This is a genomic window from Nocardia sp. NPDC057272, assembly GCF_042668615.1.
GTDB lineage: Bacteria > Actinomycetota > Actinomycetes > Mycobacteriales > Mycobacteriaceae > Nocardia.
In genome coordinates, this window is sequence record NZ_JBHUYK010000001.1 from 582,771 (window position 1) to 599,406 (window position 16,636).

General features: G+C 68.5%; 17 protein-coding genes. 10 read left to right on the top strand and 7 right to left on the bottom strand.

Features of this window, described 5'->3' with window-relative positions:
- The first annotated feature begins 14 nt into the window (after positions 1–14).
- The 3 genes from ACFULV_RS02630 (at position 15) to ACFULV_RS02640 (ending at position 2,239) form a co-directional block, all read left to right on the top strand.
- A complete protein-coding gene (locus tag ACFULV_RS02630; protein ID WP_378652274.1) occupies positions 15–1,094 on the top strand; it encodes an XdhC family protein in 1,080 nt (359 codons plus the stop codon).
- Between the two features lie 103 nt (positions 1,095–1,197).
- Positions 1,198–1,791 (top strand): TetR/AcrR family transcriptional regulator, encoded by a 594-nt coding sequence (locus ACFULV_RS02635; protein WP_378652277.1) that lies wholly within the window; start codon positions 1,198–1,200, stop codon positions 1,789–1,791.
- Position 1,792: 1 nt separating this feature from the next.
- A complete protein-coding gene (locus ACFULV_RS02640) occupies positions 1,793–2,239 on the top strand; it encodes a DUF6640 family protein (protein WP_378652279.1) in 447 nt (148 codons plus the stop codon).
- A gap of 56 nt (positions 2,240–2,295) precedes the next feature.
- Here the strand turns inward: ACFULV_RS02640 and ACFULV_RS02645 are convergent, their stop codons facing one another.
- Genes ACFULV_RS02645 through ACFULV_RS02665 form a run of 5 tightly spaced genes read right to left on the bottom strand, consistent with a single transcriptional unit; the run spans position 2,296 to position 7,350 of the window.
- Positions 2,296–3,234, bottom strand: coding sequence for a glucosyl-3-phosphoglycerate synthase (locus tag ACFULV_RS02645; protein ID WP_378638247.1), 939 nt, complete (start codon positions 3,232–3,234; stop codon positions 2,296–2,298).
- Positions 3,231–4,208: a dihydropteroate synthase gene (gene folP, locus ACFULV_RS02650; RefSeq protein WP_378638245.1), complete on the bottom strand. Its 978-nt coding sequence runs from the start codon at positions 4,206–4,208 to the stop codon at positions 3,231–3,233. The genes ACFULV_RS02645 and folP overlap by 4 nt, the downstream gene beginning before the upstream one ends.
- 21 nt (positions 4,209–4,229) lie before the next feature.
- Positions 4,230–5,996 carry a long-chain-acyl-CoA synthetase gene (locus ACFULV_RS02655; protein ID WP_378652282.1) on the bottom strand — a complete coding sequence of 589 codons (1,767 nt, stop codon included), beginning with the start codon at positions 5,994–5,996 and terminating at the stop codon, positions 4,230–4,232.
- An 11-nt stretch (positions 5,997–6,007) separates the two neighbouring features.
- Positions 6,008–6,556 carry a TIGR00730 family Rossman fold protein gene (locus ACFULV_RS02660; protein WP_378652285.1) on the bottom strand — a complete coding sequence of 183 codons (549 nt, stop codon included), beginning with the start codon at positions 6,554–6,556 and terminating at the stop codon, positions 6,008–6,010.
- Positions 6,550–7,350: a TIGR00730 family Rossman fold protein gene (locus tag ACFULV_RS02665; RefSeq protein WP_378652287.1), complete on the bottom strand. Its 801-nt coding sequence runs from the start codon at positions 7,348–7,350 to the stop codon at positions 6,550–6,552. The genes ACFULV_RS02660 and ACFULV_RS02665 overlap by 7 nt, the downstream gene beginning before the upstream one ends.
- A gap of 101 nt (positions 7,351–7,451) precedes the next feature.
- On the opposite strand from ACFULV_RS02665, the gene ACFULV_RS02670 reads away from it, so the two are divergent.
- Positions 7,452–8,264: a hypothetical protein gene (locus tag ACFULV_RS02670; protein WP_378652290.1), complete on the top strand. Its 813-nt coding sequence runs from the start codon at positions 7,452–7,454 to the stop codon at positions 8,262–8,264.
- A gap of 4 nt (positions 8,265–8,268) precedes the next feature.
- Here the strand turns inward: ACFULV_RS02670 and dapE are convergent, their stop codons facing one another.
- On the bottom strand, positions 8,269–9,363 hold the full coding sequence (gene dapE / locus ACFULV_RS02675; RefSeq protein ID WP_378638233.1) for a succinyl-diaminopimelate desuccinylase: 1,095 nt from the start codon (positions 9,361–9,363) through the stop codon (positions 8,269–8,271).
- Between the two features lie 119 nt (positions 9,364–9,482).
- Here dapE and dapD point away from each other — a divergent pair, with 119 nt between their 5' ends.
- The 5 genes from dapD (at position 9,483) to ACFULV_RS02700 (ending at position 14,138) form a co-directional block, all read left to right on the top strand.
- On the top strand, positions 9,483–10,433 hold the full coding sequence (gene dapD, locus ACFULV_RS02680) for a 2,3,4,5-tetrahydropyridine-2,6-dicarboxylate N-succinyltransferase (RefSeq protein ID WP_378652292.1): 951 nt from the start codon (positions 9,483–9,485) through the stop codon (positions 10,431–10,433).
- A gap of 203 nt (positions 10,434–10,636) precedes the next feature.
- Positions 10,637–11,221, top strand: a complete 585-nt coding sequence (locus tag ACFULV_RS02685; RefSeq protein ID WP_378652295.1) for a hypothetical protein — start codon at positions 10,637–10,639, stop codon at positions 11,219–11,221.
- Between the two features lie 139 nt (positions 11,222–11,360).
- Positions 11,361–12,440: an NAD(P)/FAD-dependent oxidoreductase gene (locus tag ACFULV_RS02690; protein WP_378652298.1), complete on the top strand. Its 1,080-nt coding sequence runs from the start codon at positions 11,361–11,363 to the stop codon at positions 12,438–12,440.
- Positions 12,437–13,315 carry an RNA polymerase sigma factor SigJ gene (gene sigJ / locus ACFULV_RS02695; RefSeq protein WP_378652300.1) on the top strand — a complete coding sequence of 293 codons (879 nt, stop codon included), beginning with the start codon at positions 12,437–12,439 and terminating at the stop codon, positions 13,313–13,315. Before ACFULV_RS02690 ends, sigJ begins: the two co-directional genes overlap by 4 nt.
- 151 nt (positions 13,316–13,466) lie before the next feature.
- On the top strand, positions 13,467–14,138 hold the full coding sequence (locus ACFULV_RS02700) for a molybdopterin-dependent oxidoreductase (protein ID WP_378652302.1): 672 nt from the start codon (positions 13,467–13,469) through the stop codon (positions 14,136–14,138).
- Between the two features lie 19 nt (positions 14,139–14,157).
- Here ACFULV_RS02700 and ACFULV_RS02705 read toward each other — a convergent pair whose 3' ends face one another.
- The gene (locus ACFULV_RS02705) at positions 14,158–15,585 is read right to left on the bottom strand and encodes an acyl-CoA synthetase (protein ID WP_378652305.1); all 1,428 of its coding nucleotides are present in this window, start codon (positions 15,583–15,585) and stop codon (positions 14,158–14,160) included.
- Between the two features lie 125 nt (positions 15,586–15,710).
- On the opposite strand from ACFULV_RS02705, the gene ACFULV_RS02710 reads away from it, so the two are divergent.
- Positions 15,711–16,562, top strand: coding sequence for an oxygenase MpaB family protein (locus ACFULV_RS02710; RefSeq protein ID WP_378652308.1), 852 nt, complete (start codon positions 15,711–15,713; stop codon positions 16,560–16,562).
- Positions 16,563–16,636: the final 74 nt, after the last annotated feature.

Consider the following 16,636-nt stretch of genomic DNA (forward strand, 5'->3'; position numbering starts at 1 on the left):
GAGGCCGGTGCGCGATGCGTGATCTGCTCGGGCAGGTGCTCGAATTGCTCCCCGATCAGGCCCTCGCGCTGGCCAGGATCGTCGACCGGACCGGTGCCGGACCGCGCGAAACCGGGGCCGCGATGGTGGTCACCGCAGACGGACGGGTCCTCGGCTCGCTGTCCGGCGGCTGCGTCGAATCGGCGGTACTCACCGCTGCCAACCAGGTTCTCCTCGACGGCCACGCCACCCTCGAGCGTTTCGCCGCCGCCGACGAACTCACCGTCGGCCTGCCGTGCGGTGGCGAGATCGAAGTCTTCGTCGAGCGCCTCGATCGCACCGATCTGCCCACCCTGCGCGCGCTCCACGCCGCGCTCGACGCGCACCGCCCGGTCGCGTACGCCACGACCCTCGAGTCGGCCCCCGATCGAAAACTCCTGTACCCCGGCGATTCCCCGCCATGGCGCGGCCTCGATCACGACGCCGCTGCCCTCCTCACCGCGGGTCACAACGGCCTCGTCGGCGCCCAGGACTGCACCCCGGCCCAAGCCGACCGCCCCCGCACCTTCGTGCAGGTCTTCCGCTCGCCCGCCCGGATGATCCTGGCCGGCGCCAACGACTACACCCGAGCACTGACCGTCGCCGCGACGAACCTCGGTTACCACGTCACGGTCGTCGATGCCCGCGAGACCTTCACCACCCCCACCCGTTTCCCGGCAGCCGACGAGGTGATCGTCGACTGGCCGCATCGCTACCTCGAAGCGGAACAGGAGGCGGGCCGCATCGACGACCGCACGGTCGTCTGTGTTCTCACCCACGACCCGAAATTCGATGTTCCCCTGCTGGCTTCGGCCCTGCGCCTGCCGGACGTCGGATTCATCGGCGCACTCGGCTCCCGCCGGGCACACGCCGAACGCACTGTCCGCCTGCGCGATACCGGCCTCACCGCCGCCGAAACCGCCCGCATCCGCAGCCCGCTCGGCCTCGACCTGGCCGCCGACACGCCCGAAGAAACCGCCGTCTCCATCCTCGCCCAAGTCCTCGCCGACCGGGGAAACGCCACGGCCCAACCCCTGGCGAACCTCGACGGCCCCATCCACCGCCGGCCGGACTAGAGGCGCCTCGACAATACGAACAACCCGGCACCTGTTCATCCGCGGACAATTTCGATACAGTTTGTATCGAAGTTCTGAAACAGATTGTCCGGGAAGGAGTGCGGTGCGACCACCCGATCCACGAACGGTGCGCAGTCGTGATGCCGCGCTCGCCTCGGCTCGCGAACTGTTGATCGAGCAGGGATTGGCCGGGCTCACGCACGGCGCCGTCGCGGCGCGCAGCGGGATCAGCCGGGCCACCCTGTACCGGCTCTGGCCGGAGCCGACCGATCTGGTTCGCGCCACCCTCACCCGGCACATCACCCTCGCGCAGCCGGAGCCGACCGGGGATCTGCGCGCCGATCTGCTGACCGAACTGACGGCCACTCACGCGATGCTGCACGAACCGGCCACCGAGCAGGGCATGCGCGTGATGATCGAAAGGGCCGCTGTCGACCCGAGATTCGCGGAGGTCAAGGAGGCGCTGTACCGGTCGGGAACCCGGGCGGCGCGCACGACCTTGACCGAGGCCGTCGCCCGCGGGGACCTGCCTGCCGACCTCGATGTCGACCTCGCGCTCGATCAGCTGCACGGTCCGCTGTTCTTCCGTCGCCTGGTCGCCAACCGGACTTTCGACCTCGACTATGTGCGCGATGTCCTCGACGACTTCCTGCGCACCCACTCCTCGAAACACCCACGTCAGCAAGGAAGCTCGTGACATGACGACCGTCGTCTCCAGAAACCTCTCCGCCCCGCGTGTTCTCGTCGTGCTCGTCGCGGTCATCACCGTATTCGGTGCTCTGCTGGCCGATTTCATCATTCCGGCGGGAGCCGCACAGCACCTGCGCAACGACGCGTGGCCGCCGCACGCGAAATTCCACGATGCCCAGTACATCGCCATGTCGATCCTGCTCGGCGGGCTCGCGTTGACCCTGCTGCTCCGGCGCGACGGTGCCACCCGGACGCGCTTGTGGACGGCCTGCGCGATCCTGGCCACGCCGTGGCTCGGCCTGCTGGCGGCAATACTGTTTCCCGGCACCGCCGTTCACGATCCGGAGTTCGCCGCCACCACGATCATCGGCCTGCACCCGCAGGTGTTGCTGGCGGTGATCCTGCTGGCACTGCTGGCCGTCGCCGTCACACTCAGCGCGCGTCATCGGGACTGACACACCTCGGGCGCCGCACCCGGTCTACCGACCGAGGCGACGCCCGAGGTGAACGACTACGCCGCGACTTGTTCGGGGCGAAGGGTTTTCATCGGGGGGCGGTCTTCGAGGGAGACCGTGGTGGTGTGGGCGATGAATTCACCCTCGATCAACGGGAACTGGGTGAGGGGGGCGCCGGAGTCGGGGACGCCGCTGCGGCGCAGGGCGGTGCCGAGGATCTGGCGGCTCATGACGCCCAGGTCGGCGAGGGGGCGGTTGCGATGGGTGCGGACGCCGAGGTTCACCTGGGTGATGGCGTCGAGACCCATCGCGTCGTAGGTGTCGAGGAGCAGACCGATCTCGACGCCGTAGCCGGGGGCGAAGGGCACCGAGGTGAGGAGTTCCCGGGTACCCGCGTATTCGCCGCCCAGCGGCTGGAGGACCTGCGCCAGTTCGGGGCGAAGGGCGGCCAGCAGGGGTCGGGCGACGAGTTCGGTGACGCGGCCGCCGCCGTTGGCGTCCACCGACTCGCCCTGGCGTAACGGGCGGCGGTAGTAGGCCTTGGACAGGTGGGTGCCCTGCATCATCAGCAGCGGGCCGAGGAGCTTGGGCACGAAGGCTGGGTCGGGATCGATCAGGTCGGAGTCGACGAAGGCGATCAGGTCGCCGGTGGTGGCCGCCAGCGACCGCCACAGCACCTCCCCCTTGCCGGGGACCGGGTCGAGTTCGGGAACGGCCTCCTCGCGCGAGATCACCTCGGCGCCCGCCGCGCGTGCGCGTTCGGCGGTGGCGTCGGTGGACCCGGAGTCCAGCACGATCAGTTCGTCGACCAGCGTGCCGAGCAGCGGCCGGATGCTGGCCACGACATCGGCGACGGTGTCCTGTTCGTTCAGCGCGGGCAGCACCACCGAAACGGTGCGGCCCTCCTTGGCGGCGACGAGTTCGCCGACCGTCCAATCAGGGGTGTCCCATGTGTGGGTAGTGGCCCAGGCGGGCTCGCGGTGTTGGATTTTCATGCCAGACCTCGCAGAGTTCGTGCGGGGGGCCGGATGCCCTGGATCGCGGCGATCATGTCCACGACCCGCCGGGTTTCGGCGACTTCGTGAACCCGGAAGATCCGAGCGCCCGCGGCGGCCGACCATGCGGTTGCCGCCAGTGTGCCCTCGACCCTTTCGGTAAGACCTACTCCTAGAGTCTCCCCGATAAAATCCTTGTTGCTCAGTGCCATCAGGACTGGCCATCCGGTTTTTACAAGACCGTCGATTCCGCGCAACAACTCGAGCCCGTGATAGGTGTTTTTCCCGAAATCATGGGTGGGATCGATCACGATGCCATCGGCTCGCACCCCCGCGGCCGCGGCGTTCTCGGCCGCGGCCACCACAGTCGCGGTCACCTCGGCCACCACATCGGCGTACCGGACACGGTGCGGCCGGGTGCGCGGCACGGCGCCACCGGTGTGACTACAGACGATGCCCGCGCCGGTATCGGCGGCGACGTGCACGAGATCGGGGTCGGCGCCGGCCCAGGTGTCGTTGATCAGGTCGGCACCCACGGCGACGGCCGCCCGCGCGACGTCACCACGCCAGGTATCCACACTGATCAACAGGTCCGGGTACTTCGCCCGGATCGCCGCGACGAACGGCACCACCCGCTGCGTTTCCTCGGCCGCGTCGACGGTGACGCCCGGCCCGGCCTTCACCCCGCCGATATCGACCAGATCGGCGCCCTCGTCGACCGCGCGCGAGACCCGTTCCATCGCGGCCTCGTCACTGAACGTGGCCCCGCGGTCGTAGAAGGAGTCCGGCGTGCGATTCACGATCGCCATCACCAACGCGCGATCCGTCGCCACCTCGCGCCCGCACAGAGTGCGCCCGTTCCGGCTCCCCGAGACTTCTGGCGACAACTCGGGACCGCGACTGCTGGTGCTCCGGGCAGGCGGTTCGTTCTCTGGTCGGGGTCCGGGCGTACCCGACGAGTTACCGATGTTCATGCGAAATCAGACGTTACCTTGCTACCTCGGGGCTTTGCCGACGGCAACGTCAGCCGCGTATTCGTCGTAAGCGGGGATGTAGCCATCGGTCGGGCCGGACAGCACGTACAGCTGACTGCCCGGATCGGGTGCGTAGCCCTGCTTGCGCAGTTCCACCTTCCGGCTCTTGAACGTCGAGGTCTGTTCCAGCTCCTCGACGACTCGCACGTACAGCGGGACCGCGTACAGCGGCAGGCGCCCGTAAGCGGTGGCGGCCAGTGCCTTCCCGTCGAACGAGGCATCGGCGGCGAGGGTGATCGCGGCCATGCCCGCTTTGCCGTCGGTGCCGGGGATGTCGACCCCGTAGACGACAGCCTGTTCGATGCTCTCGTTGTGCCCGAGCGCGCCCTCGACCTCCGTGGTCGCCACGTTCTCGCCCTTCCACCGGAAGGTGTCGCCGAGCCGGTCGACGAACGCGATGTGCCAGAAGTGCTGATCGCGGACGAGGTCGCCGGTGTCGAACCAGCAGTCGCCCTTCTTGAAGCCGTCGCGCACCAGCTTGGACTCCGACGCCTTCTTGTCGGTGTACCCGTCGAACGGCTGACGATTGTTCACCTTCGCCAGCAACAGCCCCACCCCGCCGGACCGCACCCGGCGCAGCTTCCCGTCCCGGCCGCGCCGGGCACGGCCGGTCTCGTCGTCGTACTCCACCACCGCGTACGGCAGCGGGCACAGCCCGGCGGTCCGGTCGACGCCGAACGCGTTGACGAACGCCAGCGGCGCCTCGCTGGACCCGTAGAACTCGACCACCCGGCTGATCCCGAACCGGCGACGGAACTCGTCCCAGAGTTCGGGCCGCAGCCCGTTGCCGACGGCCAGCCGGACCCGGTTGCCCTTCTCGGCGGGCCGCACCGGCTGGTTGATCAGGTACCGGCACAGCTCACCGATGTAGATGAACGCGGTGGCCCGTTCGCGCGCGATCTCGTCCCAGAACCCCGACGCCGAGAACTTGCGGCTGAGCACATAGGTCGATTCGCCCGCGAGCACCGCCGACAGCGCGACCGTGAGCGCGTTGTTGTGATAAAGCGGCAGGCAGCAGTACAGGGCGTCGTCGGCGCGCAACCGGACGCCGAGCCCGCCGAGCCCGGACATGCTCTTGGTCCAGCGCTGGTGGGTCATCACGCTGGCCTTGGGCAGGCCGGTGGTGCCGGAGGTGAAGATCAGGAACGCCCGCTCCCCTGCCCGCACCCGCTCGCACACGGCAGGATCGGAATCGGCCGCGGTGCGGGCGGATTCGGCCAGTTCCTCGGCGGGGAGCACGTTCGCCGCGGGCTCGGGCAGCGATTCCAGCGCCTCGGCGCACTCCTCGCCGACGATGTTGAGCACGCTGCCGAGCAGCCCGATGCTGTGGGCGAGGACCTGATCACGCTGGTTGTAATTGAGCAGACCGACCGTGGCGCCGAGTTTGAGCACGGCCAGGACCGTGAACAAGGTCTCGGGCCGGTTGGTCATCAGCACACCGACCACATCGCCACGGGAAACCCCGCGCGCGGACAGCACCGCGGCGTAACGGTTCACCTCACCGTTGGCGGCGCGGTAGGTGTAGGAGCGGCCCTCGAAACGCAGGAACACGCGATCGGGTCTGCGGTGCGCGACCCGCTGGAAGTACAGGCCGATGGAGGCTTTGTCCTTGGGCCCCACCAGCATCCCGCGCGCGTTGCGCAGCATGCCGGGGGCGTCGAGTGCCATGCCGGGCAGGGCTTTGGCCAGGTCGAACACGCTTACCGTGTCGCGGGCGTCTGTGCTCACGTCGATCTCTCCTACTGGGCGGCCGGTTCGAGCGCGGCGAACGCGGTGGGCAGGTCGGTGGCCACGACGAGGCGCTCACGCGCCTGCCTGGGCACAATTGTGCGTTCGGACAGTTCGTCGATCCAGCGGAACAGGCCGTCGTAGAAGCCGTTCGCGTTCAGCAGGACTACAGGTTTGGCGTGTTCGCCGAGGTAGCCGCCGGTCCAGGTCTCGAACAGCTCCTCGAGTGTCCCGATGCCGCCCGGCAGGGTGAGGAACGCGTCGGCGCGCGCTTCCATCAGCTGTTTGCGCTGGCGCATGGTGTCGGTGACGAGCAGTTCGTCGGCGTCGACATCGGCGACTTCCTTGTGCACCAGGTGTTTCGGGATCACGCCGATGGTGTGCGCACCACCGGCCCTCGCCGCGGTCGCGACCGCGCCCATCATCGACACGTGACCACCGCCGGAGACCAATTGCCACCCGCGCCGGGCGATTTCGGTGCCGACTCGCGCGGCGAGGCTGATCAGCTCGGGATCGGTGGTGCTGGCGGAGCAGTAGACACAGACGGAATAGCTCACCATTGATCCTCGGTGCCGAGACGTTCGATGTTCGCGTGGTCGCCGGTCTCGCCCTGGATGATCCGCACGACCTCGTCGACGCTGTCGGTGAGCTGGATCAGATCGAGATCCTCGGGCGAGATCTTGCCCGAGCCCGCCAGCGAGCTGCGCAACCAGTCGACCAGGCCCGACCAGTAGTCGACCCCGAACAGGATGATCGGGAACCGGGTGATCTTACGGGTCTGCACCAGGGTGAGCGCCTCGAACAATTCGTCGAGGGTGCCGAACCCACCGGGCAGGCAGACGAAGGCCTGGGAGTACTTCACGAACATCGTCTTGCGGACGAAGAAGTACCGGAAGTTGATCCCCAGATCCACCCAGTTGTTGAGGCCCTGCTCGAACGGCAGCTCGATGCCGAGCCCGATCGAGTAGCCGCCCGCCTCCGAGCAGCCACGGTTGGCCGCTTCCATCGCGCCGGGCCCGCCACCGGTGATCACCGCGAAACCGGCTTCGCTGAGCGCGGTGCCGATCGCCTTGCCCGCCACGTACTCGGGATGATCGGGACCCGTGCGCGCCGAGCCGAACACCGTCACCGCGCGCGGAATCTCCGCGAGCGCACCGAAACCCTCGACGAACTCGGCCTGGATCCGCAGCACCCGCCACGGATCGGTGTGCACCCACTCGCTGTCCTGCCGCGTATCGAGCAGGTTCCGGTCTGCGGTCCGCACGCCGGGCTTGCGCTCCCGGCGGAACATCACCGGCCCACGGAACTTCGGCTTGGCCTTCCCAACCTGTTCATCAGCGGAATCGGTAGACATGAATCCAACCTACTGTGTTGGATTCCGGGCACGGGCGCGTACTTGGCGGATCGGCCGGGCCACGGCCACCCCGCGCACTCGATCGAGCCGAAGGATTGTCTGTGTCGCTTGCAGTTCCGGCGCGTTCCAATCGCGTTCTCGCGGTGCTGGTCGCCCTGGCCGGTGCGTTGATCGCCGCGTTCGTCGTCGCGCCGCGCCTGCTGGCGAACGGTTCGGGCGCCGGCTTCCGTGACGAGAGCGATCTGCGGCGAGCGTTCCGCACGGCCTTCGCCGAGTACTGGCTGACCGGGACCCGGGACTTGCCCGCCGAGCTGGCGACGGTGGTCGACTACTGGTTCCGCTATCACCTCGCCAAAGCGGTGCTCGCGGCGATGCTGCTGGCCGTGCTCGTCGCGCTGGCGGTGCTGCTCTGGCGGGCGTTCCTGGCGGCGGGTGCGGCCGGACTCGGTCGGCGGGTGACGCTGGCGGTGTCGGGTGGCGCCGCCGCGGTGCTGGCGCTGTGCTCGCTGGTGCTGGTGCTCGCGAACGTGCAGGGCGCGGTGACGCCCTTCGCCTCACTGTTGCCCCTGCTGACGGGCGACGATCCCACCACGGTCGCGGTCCAGGTCGGCCGGCGCCTGGCCGACGGCACCCGGACACCCCCGCTGGATGTGATGATCGACGAGTTCGCTCGCTATCACGTCGCGATGGCCGTGCTCGCCGCTGTCACCGCCGTTTCCCTCGTCGGGGTGTGCGCCTTCCTGTGGCGTGCCGCCGTCTGGTCCGCCGACCGGCGATCCCGCCGCGTCCTCGCCGTGTTCGGCACCGTCTCGGCAGTCCTCGCGCTGATCATGGTCGTCGTCGCCGTCGCGAACACCACCAACGCGTCCGACCCGGTCCCCGGCCTGGCGGCCCTGTTCGCCGGCGGTTGGTGAGCGGCTAGGGCTTCGACAGGTAGGTCCGCAGCATCGCGGTGACGGCGGTGATCTGGCTGAGCGGGACGTGCTCGTCGCGTTTGTGGGCCAGGTTGGGATCACCGGGGCCGAAGTTGACGGCGGGAATGCCGCGGGCGGCGAAGCGGGAGACGTCGGTCCAGCCGTACTTGGCGCGCACGCCCCCACCGCCGTGGGCGTTGACGGAGTCGATGAGCGTGCGAGCGGCCGGGGAGGTCAGGCCGGGGAGGGCGCCGGGCGAGGAATCGGTGACCTCGAAGGCGACATCGAGTCCGTCGAAGACCTCGCGGACGTGCGCGACGGCCTGCTCGACGCTGCGATCGGGGGCGAAACGGAAGTTCACATCCACCTCGGCGACATCGGGCACCACATTGCCCGCGACCCCACCCGAGACCCGCACGGCCGACAGCCCCTCGCGGTACACGCAACCATCGATATCGACTTCGCGCGCCTCGTAGGCCGACAACCGCGCCAGCACGGGAGCCAGACCATGAATCGCATTCTCCCCCAGCCACGCTCGCGCCGAATGCGCGCGCACACCCGCGGTGGTCAAGCGCACCCGCAACGTGCCCTGGCAGCCTGCCTCGATCCAACCCGCCGAAGGCTCACCGAGAATCGCCACATCGCCTTCGAGCCATTCCGGCAATTCCCGCTCGATGTGCCCGAGGCCGTTGAACTCCGCGGCGATCTCCTCGCCGTCGTAGAAGATCAGCGTCAGATCATGGGCCGGATCGGCGATCGTGGCGGCCAGGTGCAGGAATACCGCATCGCCGGACTTCATATCGACTGTGCCACAACCGAACAGCACCGCTTCGCCGTCGACCTCGTCCGGTCGGCTCGGCACATTGTCCGCGATCGGCACGGTATCCAGATGGCCCGCCAGGATCACCCGCGTCGGCAGCCCGCGCCGCGTGCGCGCCAGCACCACGTTTCCGTGCCGCAGAATCTCGAACCCGGTGGTCTGCTCCCGTAACGCCTGCTCGACCAGATCCGCGATCTTGGCCTCGTCACGCGACACACTCGGCACGTCGACGAGGGCGGCGGTCAACTTGATGGGGTCGGCACGCAAATCGAGAGTCACATCTTCGACAGTAGTACGGGTGCGCTCCGATCCCGGAGATCCGGGCGAAGCAGACCGCGTGGTCGAACGCACAGGGCCCGCGGCACACCGCAACGGCCGCAACGGGCAAAATGGCATCCGTGAGTATTCAGGGAGCAACTGCAGTCGGTATCGCCAATGTGACCTCGGACGGGACCGTCCTCGATACCTGGTACCCCAGCCCCGCGCTGGGCGAATTCACCGAGACCGGCTCCCAGCGCCTCGACGCCGCCGACGTGCCCGAGTTCGCCGAACTCCTCGGCGTGGACGCGGCGCGTGGGGTCGAGGTGATCGCGGTGCGCACCACGATCGCGGACCTGTCGGCCGCCCCGGCCGACGCGCACGACGTCTACCTGCGCCTGCACCTGCTCTCGCACCGCCTCGTGCGACCGCACGGCCTGAACCTCGACGGCCAGTTCGGCCTGCTCAGCAATGTGGTGTGGACCAACCACGGCCCGTGCGCGGTCGACGGCTTCGAGCAGACCCGCCTGAAGCTGCGCGCCCGCGGCCCGGTGACGGTGCTCAGCGTCGACAAGTTCCCCCGCCTGGTCGACTACGTGGTCCCCTCCGGTGTACGCATCGGCGACGCCGACCGGGTTCGGCTCGGCGCGCACCTCGCCGCGGGTACCACCGTCATGCACGAGGGCTTCGTCAACTTCAACGCGGGCACCCTCGGCAACTCGATGGTCGAGGGCCGCATCTCGGCGGGCGTCGTGGTCGGCGACGGCTCCGATGTGGGTGGCGGCGCCTCCATCATGGGCACCCTGTCCGGCGGCGGCACCCAGGTCATCTCGGTCGGCGAGCGTTCGCTGCTCGGCGCCAACGCGGGCGTCGGCATCTCCCTCGGCAACGATTGCGTGATCGAGGCGGGCCTCTACGTCACCGCCGGCACCAAGGTCACCGGACCCGACGGCACCGTCGTCAAGGCCGCGAGCCTGTCGGGTCAGGACAATCTGCTGTTCCGTCGCAATTCCACCACCGGCGCCGTCGAGGTCGTGCCGCGTAAGGGCACCGGCGTCGAACTGAACGCCGCATTGCACGCCAACGATTGATCTCCTCGAATTGCCGGGCCGCGCGGCCCGGCAATTCCCGGCACCAGAAACAATTCAGCAAATATTGCGGTTTCATGACGATGAACCCGAATGTGCGACAAGCAATTTCGCACGCTAACCTTCGTTTCGCTGGTCCGATCAGGACAGCGAAAAAGCGGAGGGATTGAAGAATGAAGTTCGGAAAGATCACTACTGCTGTTTTCATGGCAGTCGCTGCGGTGGGGATTACCGCGGCCACTGCTCACGGTGCGCCCGCGGTGGCCACCGAGCAGCCCGCTGTAGTGGCTTCGGGGGGCGTGACTTCTGGCGTGACGCACGGAATCAACTACCAGACCACGGTCTCGCCCGCTGACAAGACCGTCACCTGGGCGGTCGACAGCGGCAAGTTCGAGCTCGCCGCCGACGGCGCCTCGGTGCTGCTGAAGGCCACCGACGGCGCGATCGTCGACCAGGCGCCGCTGCGCTCCGAGGTCGCGGGCCTGCCGATCGCCGTGAACCAGCAGATCAGCGAGGACGGGCGCACCGTCAAGCTGACCTCGACCATGGCGCCCGAGGATTCCGCGAAGCTGAGCAACATCGCGGAATTGAAGGACATCAGCTCCTACGACCGGCTCATGGAGCAGGTCAACAAGAACCTGCCCGGCGTCGTCATCGGCGGCGTCATCGGCGCGTTCTTCCCGTTCCTGTGGCTGTTCACCATCCCGGCGGGCATGGTCATCGGCGGCTACGTGATGGGTGGACAGGAATTCCTGGATGCCGTGATCGCGTTCGCGACCGGTCAGCCCTGATCTGACCTCGCGATAAGGAAAGGCCTCGTACTTCTGCGGAGTACGGGGCCTTTCCGCTGTGAGGGGGATCACTGTCACAAACAGGCGCCCGCGCGCATCCCATGGTCGAACACATCAGTTCCCATGGCAGGAGGCACAGATGAACATCGTGGTTATCGGAGCGGGCTACGCAGGGACTGTCGCGGCGAATCGGCTGAACAAGAAAGTTCCCGACGCCCGGATCACTGTGGTCAATCCACGGGGCGACTTCATCGAACGGGTGCGCTTGCACGAGCAGATCGCGGGCAGCGGTGCCGCGGCTCGACCGCTCACCGAGATGCTCAGGGACTCGATCACGATCGAGACCGCGAGTGTCGACAAGATCGGCGACGGCACGGTCTCCCTCGACGACGGTCGGAGCCTGAACTTCGACCACGCGATCCTCGCGGCGGGCAGCATCGCGAATCCGCTGCCCGGTGCGATCGCGGTCGGTACGTGGGAGGGCGCCGAACAGGCGCGCATCGCGCTCGCGGCGCTGCCCGCCGACGGGATCGTCACGGTGATCGGTGGCGGGCTGACCGGGATCGAGACCACGACCGAGGTCGCCGAAGCCCGTCCCGACCTGCGCGTACGACTGGTGAGCGAGACGGTCGCCGGCGCGCTCTCGACCGGTGCGCAACGCCATATTCGTAAGACGCTGGCCCGATTGAACGTGGAGATCGTGGCCGACCGGGTCGCCGGGATCGACGGGACGACACTGCGAACGGGCTCGGGCACCGAACTCGATTCCGATCTCACCCTCTGGGCCATCATCTCCGCGGTACCCGACCTGGCCGCGCGCAGCGGACTCGCGGTGGACATCGACGGTCGCGCCCTGGTCGACGCCAACCTGCGCAGCGTCACCGATTCTCGTGTCTTCGTCGTCGGCGACTGTGCGGCCGTCCCCGGCATGCGCATGGCCTGCGCCACTGCCGCTCCTCAGGGCGCGCACGCGGCCGATACGCTGGCCAGGATGAGCAAAGGACGGGAGCCGCGGCCGTTTTCGCTGGGCTACAGCGGCCAGGGGATGAGCCTGGGCAGGCACGGCGGTCTGGTGCAGGCGACCGACCGCAACGACGTCGCCCGGCGGCTGTTCCTCGGCGGACCCGTCGCGGCGTTCACCAAGGAACGCATCAGCCGCTACGCCGCCTACGCCTCCCGCACCGGCAACAGCGTGTGGATCAGCGGCCCGAAACGGTGATCCAGGCACACGTCGACACCTTCACCGAGAACCGGCGGCTGCTGTTCTCGATCGCCTACGAGATTCTCGGCTCGGTCGTCGACACCGAGGACGTCCTGCACGACAGCTACCTGCGCTGGCGCGAGGTCGACCTCGCGCTGATCGAGAACCCGCGCGCCTATCTCGCGCAGATTGTCACGCGGCAGGCGCTCGGGGTGCTGCGGTCCACCGCGCGCAGGCGCGAGGACTACATCGGGCCGTGGCTGCCGGAACCACTGGCGACCGAGGCCGACGGCGGGGTCGAGCATGTGCTCACCGGCGAGGCGGTGACCACCGCGATGCTGCTCGTGCTGGAAACGCTCACGCCGGTGCAGCGGGCGGTGTTCGTGCTGCGCGAGGTGTTCGCGTTCGATTATCCGGAGATCGCGGCGGCGGTGGAAAAATCCGAAGCCGCTGTGCGGCAGCTGAATCAGCGCGCCCGCAACCGAGTGCACGCCGCGCGCCACACCGCCGTCGCCACTCCCGCGCAGGCCCAGTCGGTGGTCGAGAAGTTCTCGATCGCGGCCGCCACCGGCAATGTGCAAGCACTGATGGACGTGCTCGCCCCCGAGGTGGTGTTCCTCGGCGACGGCGGTGGTGTGGTGAACACGGTGCGCAGGCCGGTACACGGCCAGGACAAGGTGGCCAGGCTGGTGATCGGCTTGCTCGCCAAGGGGCAGCGACTCGGCGTCCTGGGCGCGCACCTCGGCATCTACAACGCGATGCCCACGATCCTGGCGACCATCGACGGCGTGCTCGACCAGGTGACGTCCATCGAGGTCACCAACGGTCGCGTCACCGCGATCTACTCCATGCGCAACCCCGAAAAGCTCAGTGCTGTGCGGGTTCCGGAATGAGACCGAAGGCGATGACCCGGTCGGGGTGGATCCGGATGAGCGCGTCGGGCTGATCAACGATGTAGGACTCGACCCCGGCCAGCCCCTCGACCTCGCACGGTCCGCGCGCTAAGCTGGCGAATATACGGAACCGTATAACTGGAGGTTCGGCATGACACTTCCCCCTGGTCAACGCGCGATCGACGGCTTCCCCCGTTTCGGCACACACCTCCATCACCCACCGCCGCCGATTCCCGCGAATCCGGTGATCGAGATCGGCGGGGCGGTGACGGAACCACTCACGCTCACCATGGCGGACCTCGCCGAGCTACCGCGCGTGGAGGTGAAGGCCGACTTCCACTGCGTGGCCGGCTGGTCCGCCACCGACCTGCGGTGGGAGGGCGTCCCGTTCGCCACGCTCTATCGCACGCGCGTCGAATCGCTGCTCGCGCCGGGTAGCTCGATCAGCCATGTCGTCTTCGAAGGGCTCGACGGATATCGATCGGTCGCGCTACTCGCCGACGCCATGGCCGAGGATGTGCTCATCGCCGACCGACTCGACGGACAGCCACTCACCAGCGACCACGGCGCGCCGATCCGGCTGGTGAGTCCCGGTCAGTACGGGTTCGTCAACACGAAACACCTGTGTCGCATCGAATTCCATACCGCGCAGCCCGTCGACCCGGACAAGTGGTCACCGCTCGCGGGGCACCGCAGGGCGCGTGTGTGGGAGGAAGAGCGCCATCGCTACCTGCCCGGCCGGGTGGTCCGGCCGATCTACCACGCGCTGATCGGGCCGATCCGCCGGATGAGCGCGCGCGGCAGTACCGAACGAACTGCGTGAATCCCGGTGCCGGACAACCTCAGTCGAGCAGCTTCTTCTGCACCTTGCCCATCGCGTTGCGCGGGAGCGCCTCGACGAAGCGAACCTCCCGCGGGCGCTTGTGGGCCGAAAGCTGTTCGCCCACATAGGCGGTGAGCTCGACACCGAGCGCGTCGGAACTCCCGTCGCGCGCGACGACGAAGGCCACGATCCGCTGTCCGAGATCGTCGTCGGGCAGCCCGACGACGGCGACCTCGCCGACCGCCGGATGCCCCAGCAGCGCGGCCTCGATCTCCCCCGCGCCGATGCGGTAACCGCCGGACTTGATGAGGTCGATCGACTCGCGCCCGACGATGCGATGGAACCCGCCGGCATCGATGACGGCCACATCGCCGGTGCGGAACCACCCGTCCTCGGTCCAGTCCCGCGCGGTGGCCTCCGGCCGGTTCAGATACCCGCCGAACAGCATCGGTCCGCGCACCTGCAGGCCGCCGATGCTCGCGCCGTCGTGCGGAACGGGCTCGCCCGCTTCGTCGCGCAGCCTGGTCTCCACCCCGCGCACCGGCGTGCCGACCCAGCCGGGCCTACGCTCGCCGTCGGCCCGGGTGGACAGCGTGATCATGGTTTCGCTCATCCCGTACCGCTCGACCGGCGCCTGCCCGGTGAGCTCGGCCAGCTTCTCGAACACCGGCACCGGCAGCGGCGCACTACCCGAGACGAGCAGCCGCGCCTTACTCAGCTCCTTGGCCAGTTCGGGCTTCTCGACCACGCGTGACCACACCGTCGGCACCCCGAAATACAGACTGCCGCCCGCCGCCGCGTAGGCCTCCGGCGTCGGCTTGCCGGTGTGGATCACCGGGCTGCCGACCCGCAGCGGCCCGAGCAGACCGAGGATCAGCCCGTGCACGTGGAACAGCGGAAGCCCGTGCACCAGTGTGTCTTTCCACGTCCACGCCCACGCCTCGGCCAGCGCGTCGAGCCCGGCGGCGATGGCGCCGCGGCTGAGCATCACGCCCTTGGGCGCCCCGGTGGTTCCCGAGGTGTAGAGGATGAAGGCGATCGCGGCCGGATCGGGTTCGGGATAGGTGTGCCACGACCGCGCGTGCAGCCGCACCGGTACCACCGGCAGGTCCGTGCCCTCCGGCGCCGGGCCGAGCCAGGCCTGCGCGCCCGAATCGCGCAGGATGTGCTCGCGTTCGCCGGCGCCCGAGTCCGGCGGCACCGGAACCACGGTCACCCCCGCGATCAGGCAGCCGACCACGGCGATCACGGTGCGCAAGGTGGGTTCGGCCAGCACCGCGACCCGGTCGGCGCGCGCGATGCGTTCCGCCACCGAGGTTGCCGAACCCAGCAGATCGCTGCGCGAGACGGTGGCATCATCGATGGTGACGGCGTCGGGAATGTCATCCCCGGCGGCGACGGCGGCCGGATTCAGCGAGGCGAGCAGCAGCGGCGGACCATAGGGCATTCGTCAACGCTAACGCGACGCGATTCGGCGGGTTCCGCCGCCGCCGTCGTTGACACTCCGACACCGCGGTGAGACATTAAACGTGTAAGTCTCTCACGCTCTCTTCGACGAAAACGGGGTCAACGATGACCATCCTGTCGCGCTCGCGTTCGCAGCGGTCCGAACCGGCACCCTTCGACATCCGCGACTACGTCGACGGTTCCGCGGCCTTCTACGGCGCGACCGCCAATGTGATCATGCAGCTCAGCCTGGCCCCCGTCGGCTACGGCGTCGCCGAATCGACGGTGCACAGCGGCAGCATCATGAAGCACCCGGTGAAGCGCACCCGAACCACACTCACCTACCTGTCGGTGGCGCTGATGGGCACCGACGCGGACCGCCAGGCCTTCCGCACCGCAGTCAACGGCGCGCACCGCCACGTCCACTCCACCGCCAACAGCCCCGTGCAGTACAACGCCTTCGACAGGAACCTGCAGCTGTGGGTGGCCGCGTGCCTGTACTGGGGCTCGGTCGACGTGATGCATCGCCTCTACGGCCCCGTCGACGACGCCGTCGCCGACACCTTCTACGACTACGCCCACTACCTCGGCACCACCCTCCAGGTGCCCCGCGAGATGTGGCCCGCCGATCGCGCCGCGTTCGATGCCTACTGGTCCGAGCATCTGCGGCTCACCAGCGTCGACGCCACGATCAAGGCCTACTTCGACGACCTGCTCGACCTGAAGATGGTCAGCCCGCCCTTGCGCCTGCCCTTCGCCCGCTTCCACCGCTGGTTCACCACCGGCTTACTCCCCCAACACCTCCGAGACGAACTCGGCCTGTCGTGGAGCCCCGCCGACGAGCGCAAACTCAACCGCCTGATGCGCACCACCGGCGCGGTGACGGGCCGCCTGCCACGACCCCTGCGCAACTTCCCCTTCAATGTCACCCTCGTCGACATGCGCCGCCGCAGCCGGCTCGGCAAGCCGCTGATCTGATCGGCATTGCCGCGCGCCTCCCACGCCGACCTGCGCCGTTCGGGTTTCATTCCCACGATCGCAACGCTGTCGCG

Coding starts and splice junctions, on each gene's coding strand:
- ACFULV_RS02630 (WP_378652274.1), top strand. CDS start 15: ATGCGTGATCTGCTCGGGCAGGTGCTCGAATTGCTCCCCGATCAGGCC.
- ACFULV_RS02640 (WP_378652279.1), top strand. CDS start 1,793: ATGACGACCGTCGTCTCCAGAAACCTCTCCGCCCCGCGTGTTCTCGTC.
- ACFULV_RS02645 (WP_378638247.1), bottom strand. CDS start 3,234: ATGAAAATCCAACACCGCGAGCCCGCCTGGGCCACTACCCACACATGG.
- folP (WP_378638245.1), bottom strand. CDS start 4,208: ATGAACATCGGTAACTCGTCGGGTACGCCCGGACCCCGACCAGAGAAC.
- ACFULV_RS02660 (WP_378652285.1), bottom strand. CDS start 6,556: ATGGTGAGCTATTCCGTCTGTGTCTACTGCTCCGCCAGCACCACCGAT.
- ACFULV_RS02665 (WP_378652287.1), bottom strand. CDS start 7,350: ATGTCTACCGATTCCGCTGATGAACAGGTTGGGAAGGCCAAGCCGAAG.
- ACFULV_RS02685 (WP_378652295.1), top strand. CDS start 10,637: ATGGCAGTCGCTGCGGTGGGGATTACCGCGGCCACTGCTCACGGTGCG.
- ACFULV_RS02690 (WP_378652298.1), top strand. CDS start 11,361: ATGAACATCGTGGTTATCGGAGCGGGCTACGCAGGGACTGTCGCGGCG.
- ACFULV_RS02700 (WP_378652302.1), top strand. CDS start 13,467: ATGACACTTCCCCCTGGTCAACGCGCGATCGACGGCTTCCCCCGTTTC.
- ACFULV_RS02705 (WP_378652305.1), bottom strand. CDS start 15,585: ATGCCCTATGGTCCGCCGCTGCTGCTCGCCTCGCTGAATCCGGCCGCC.
- ACFULV_RS02710 (WP_378652308.1), top strand. CDS start 15,711: ATGACCATCCTGTCGCGCTCGCGTTCGCAGCGGTCCGAACCGGCACCC.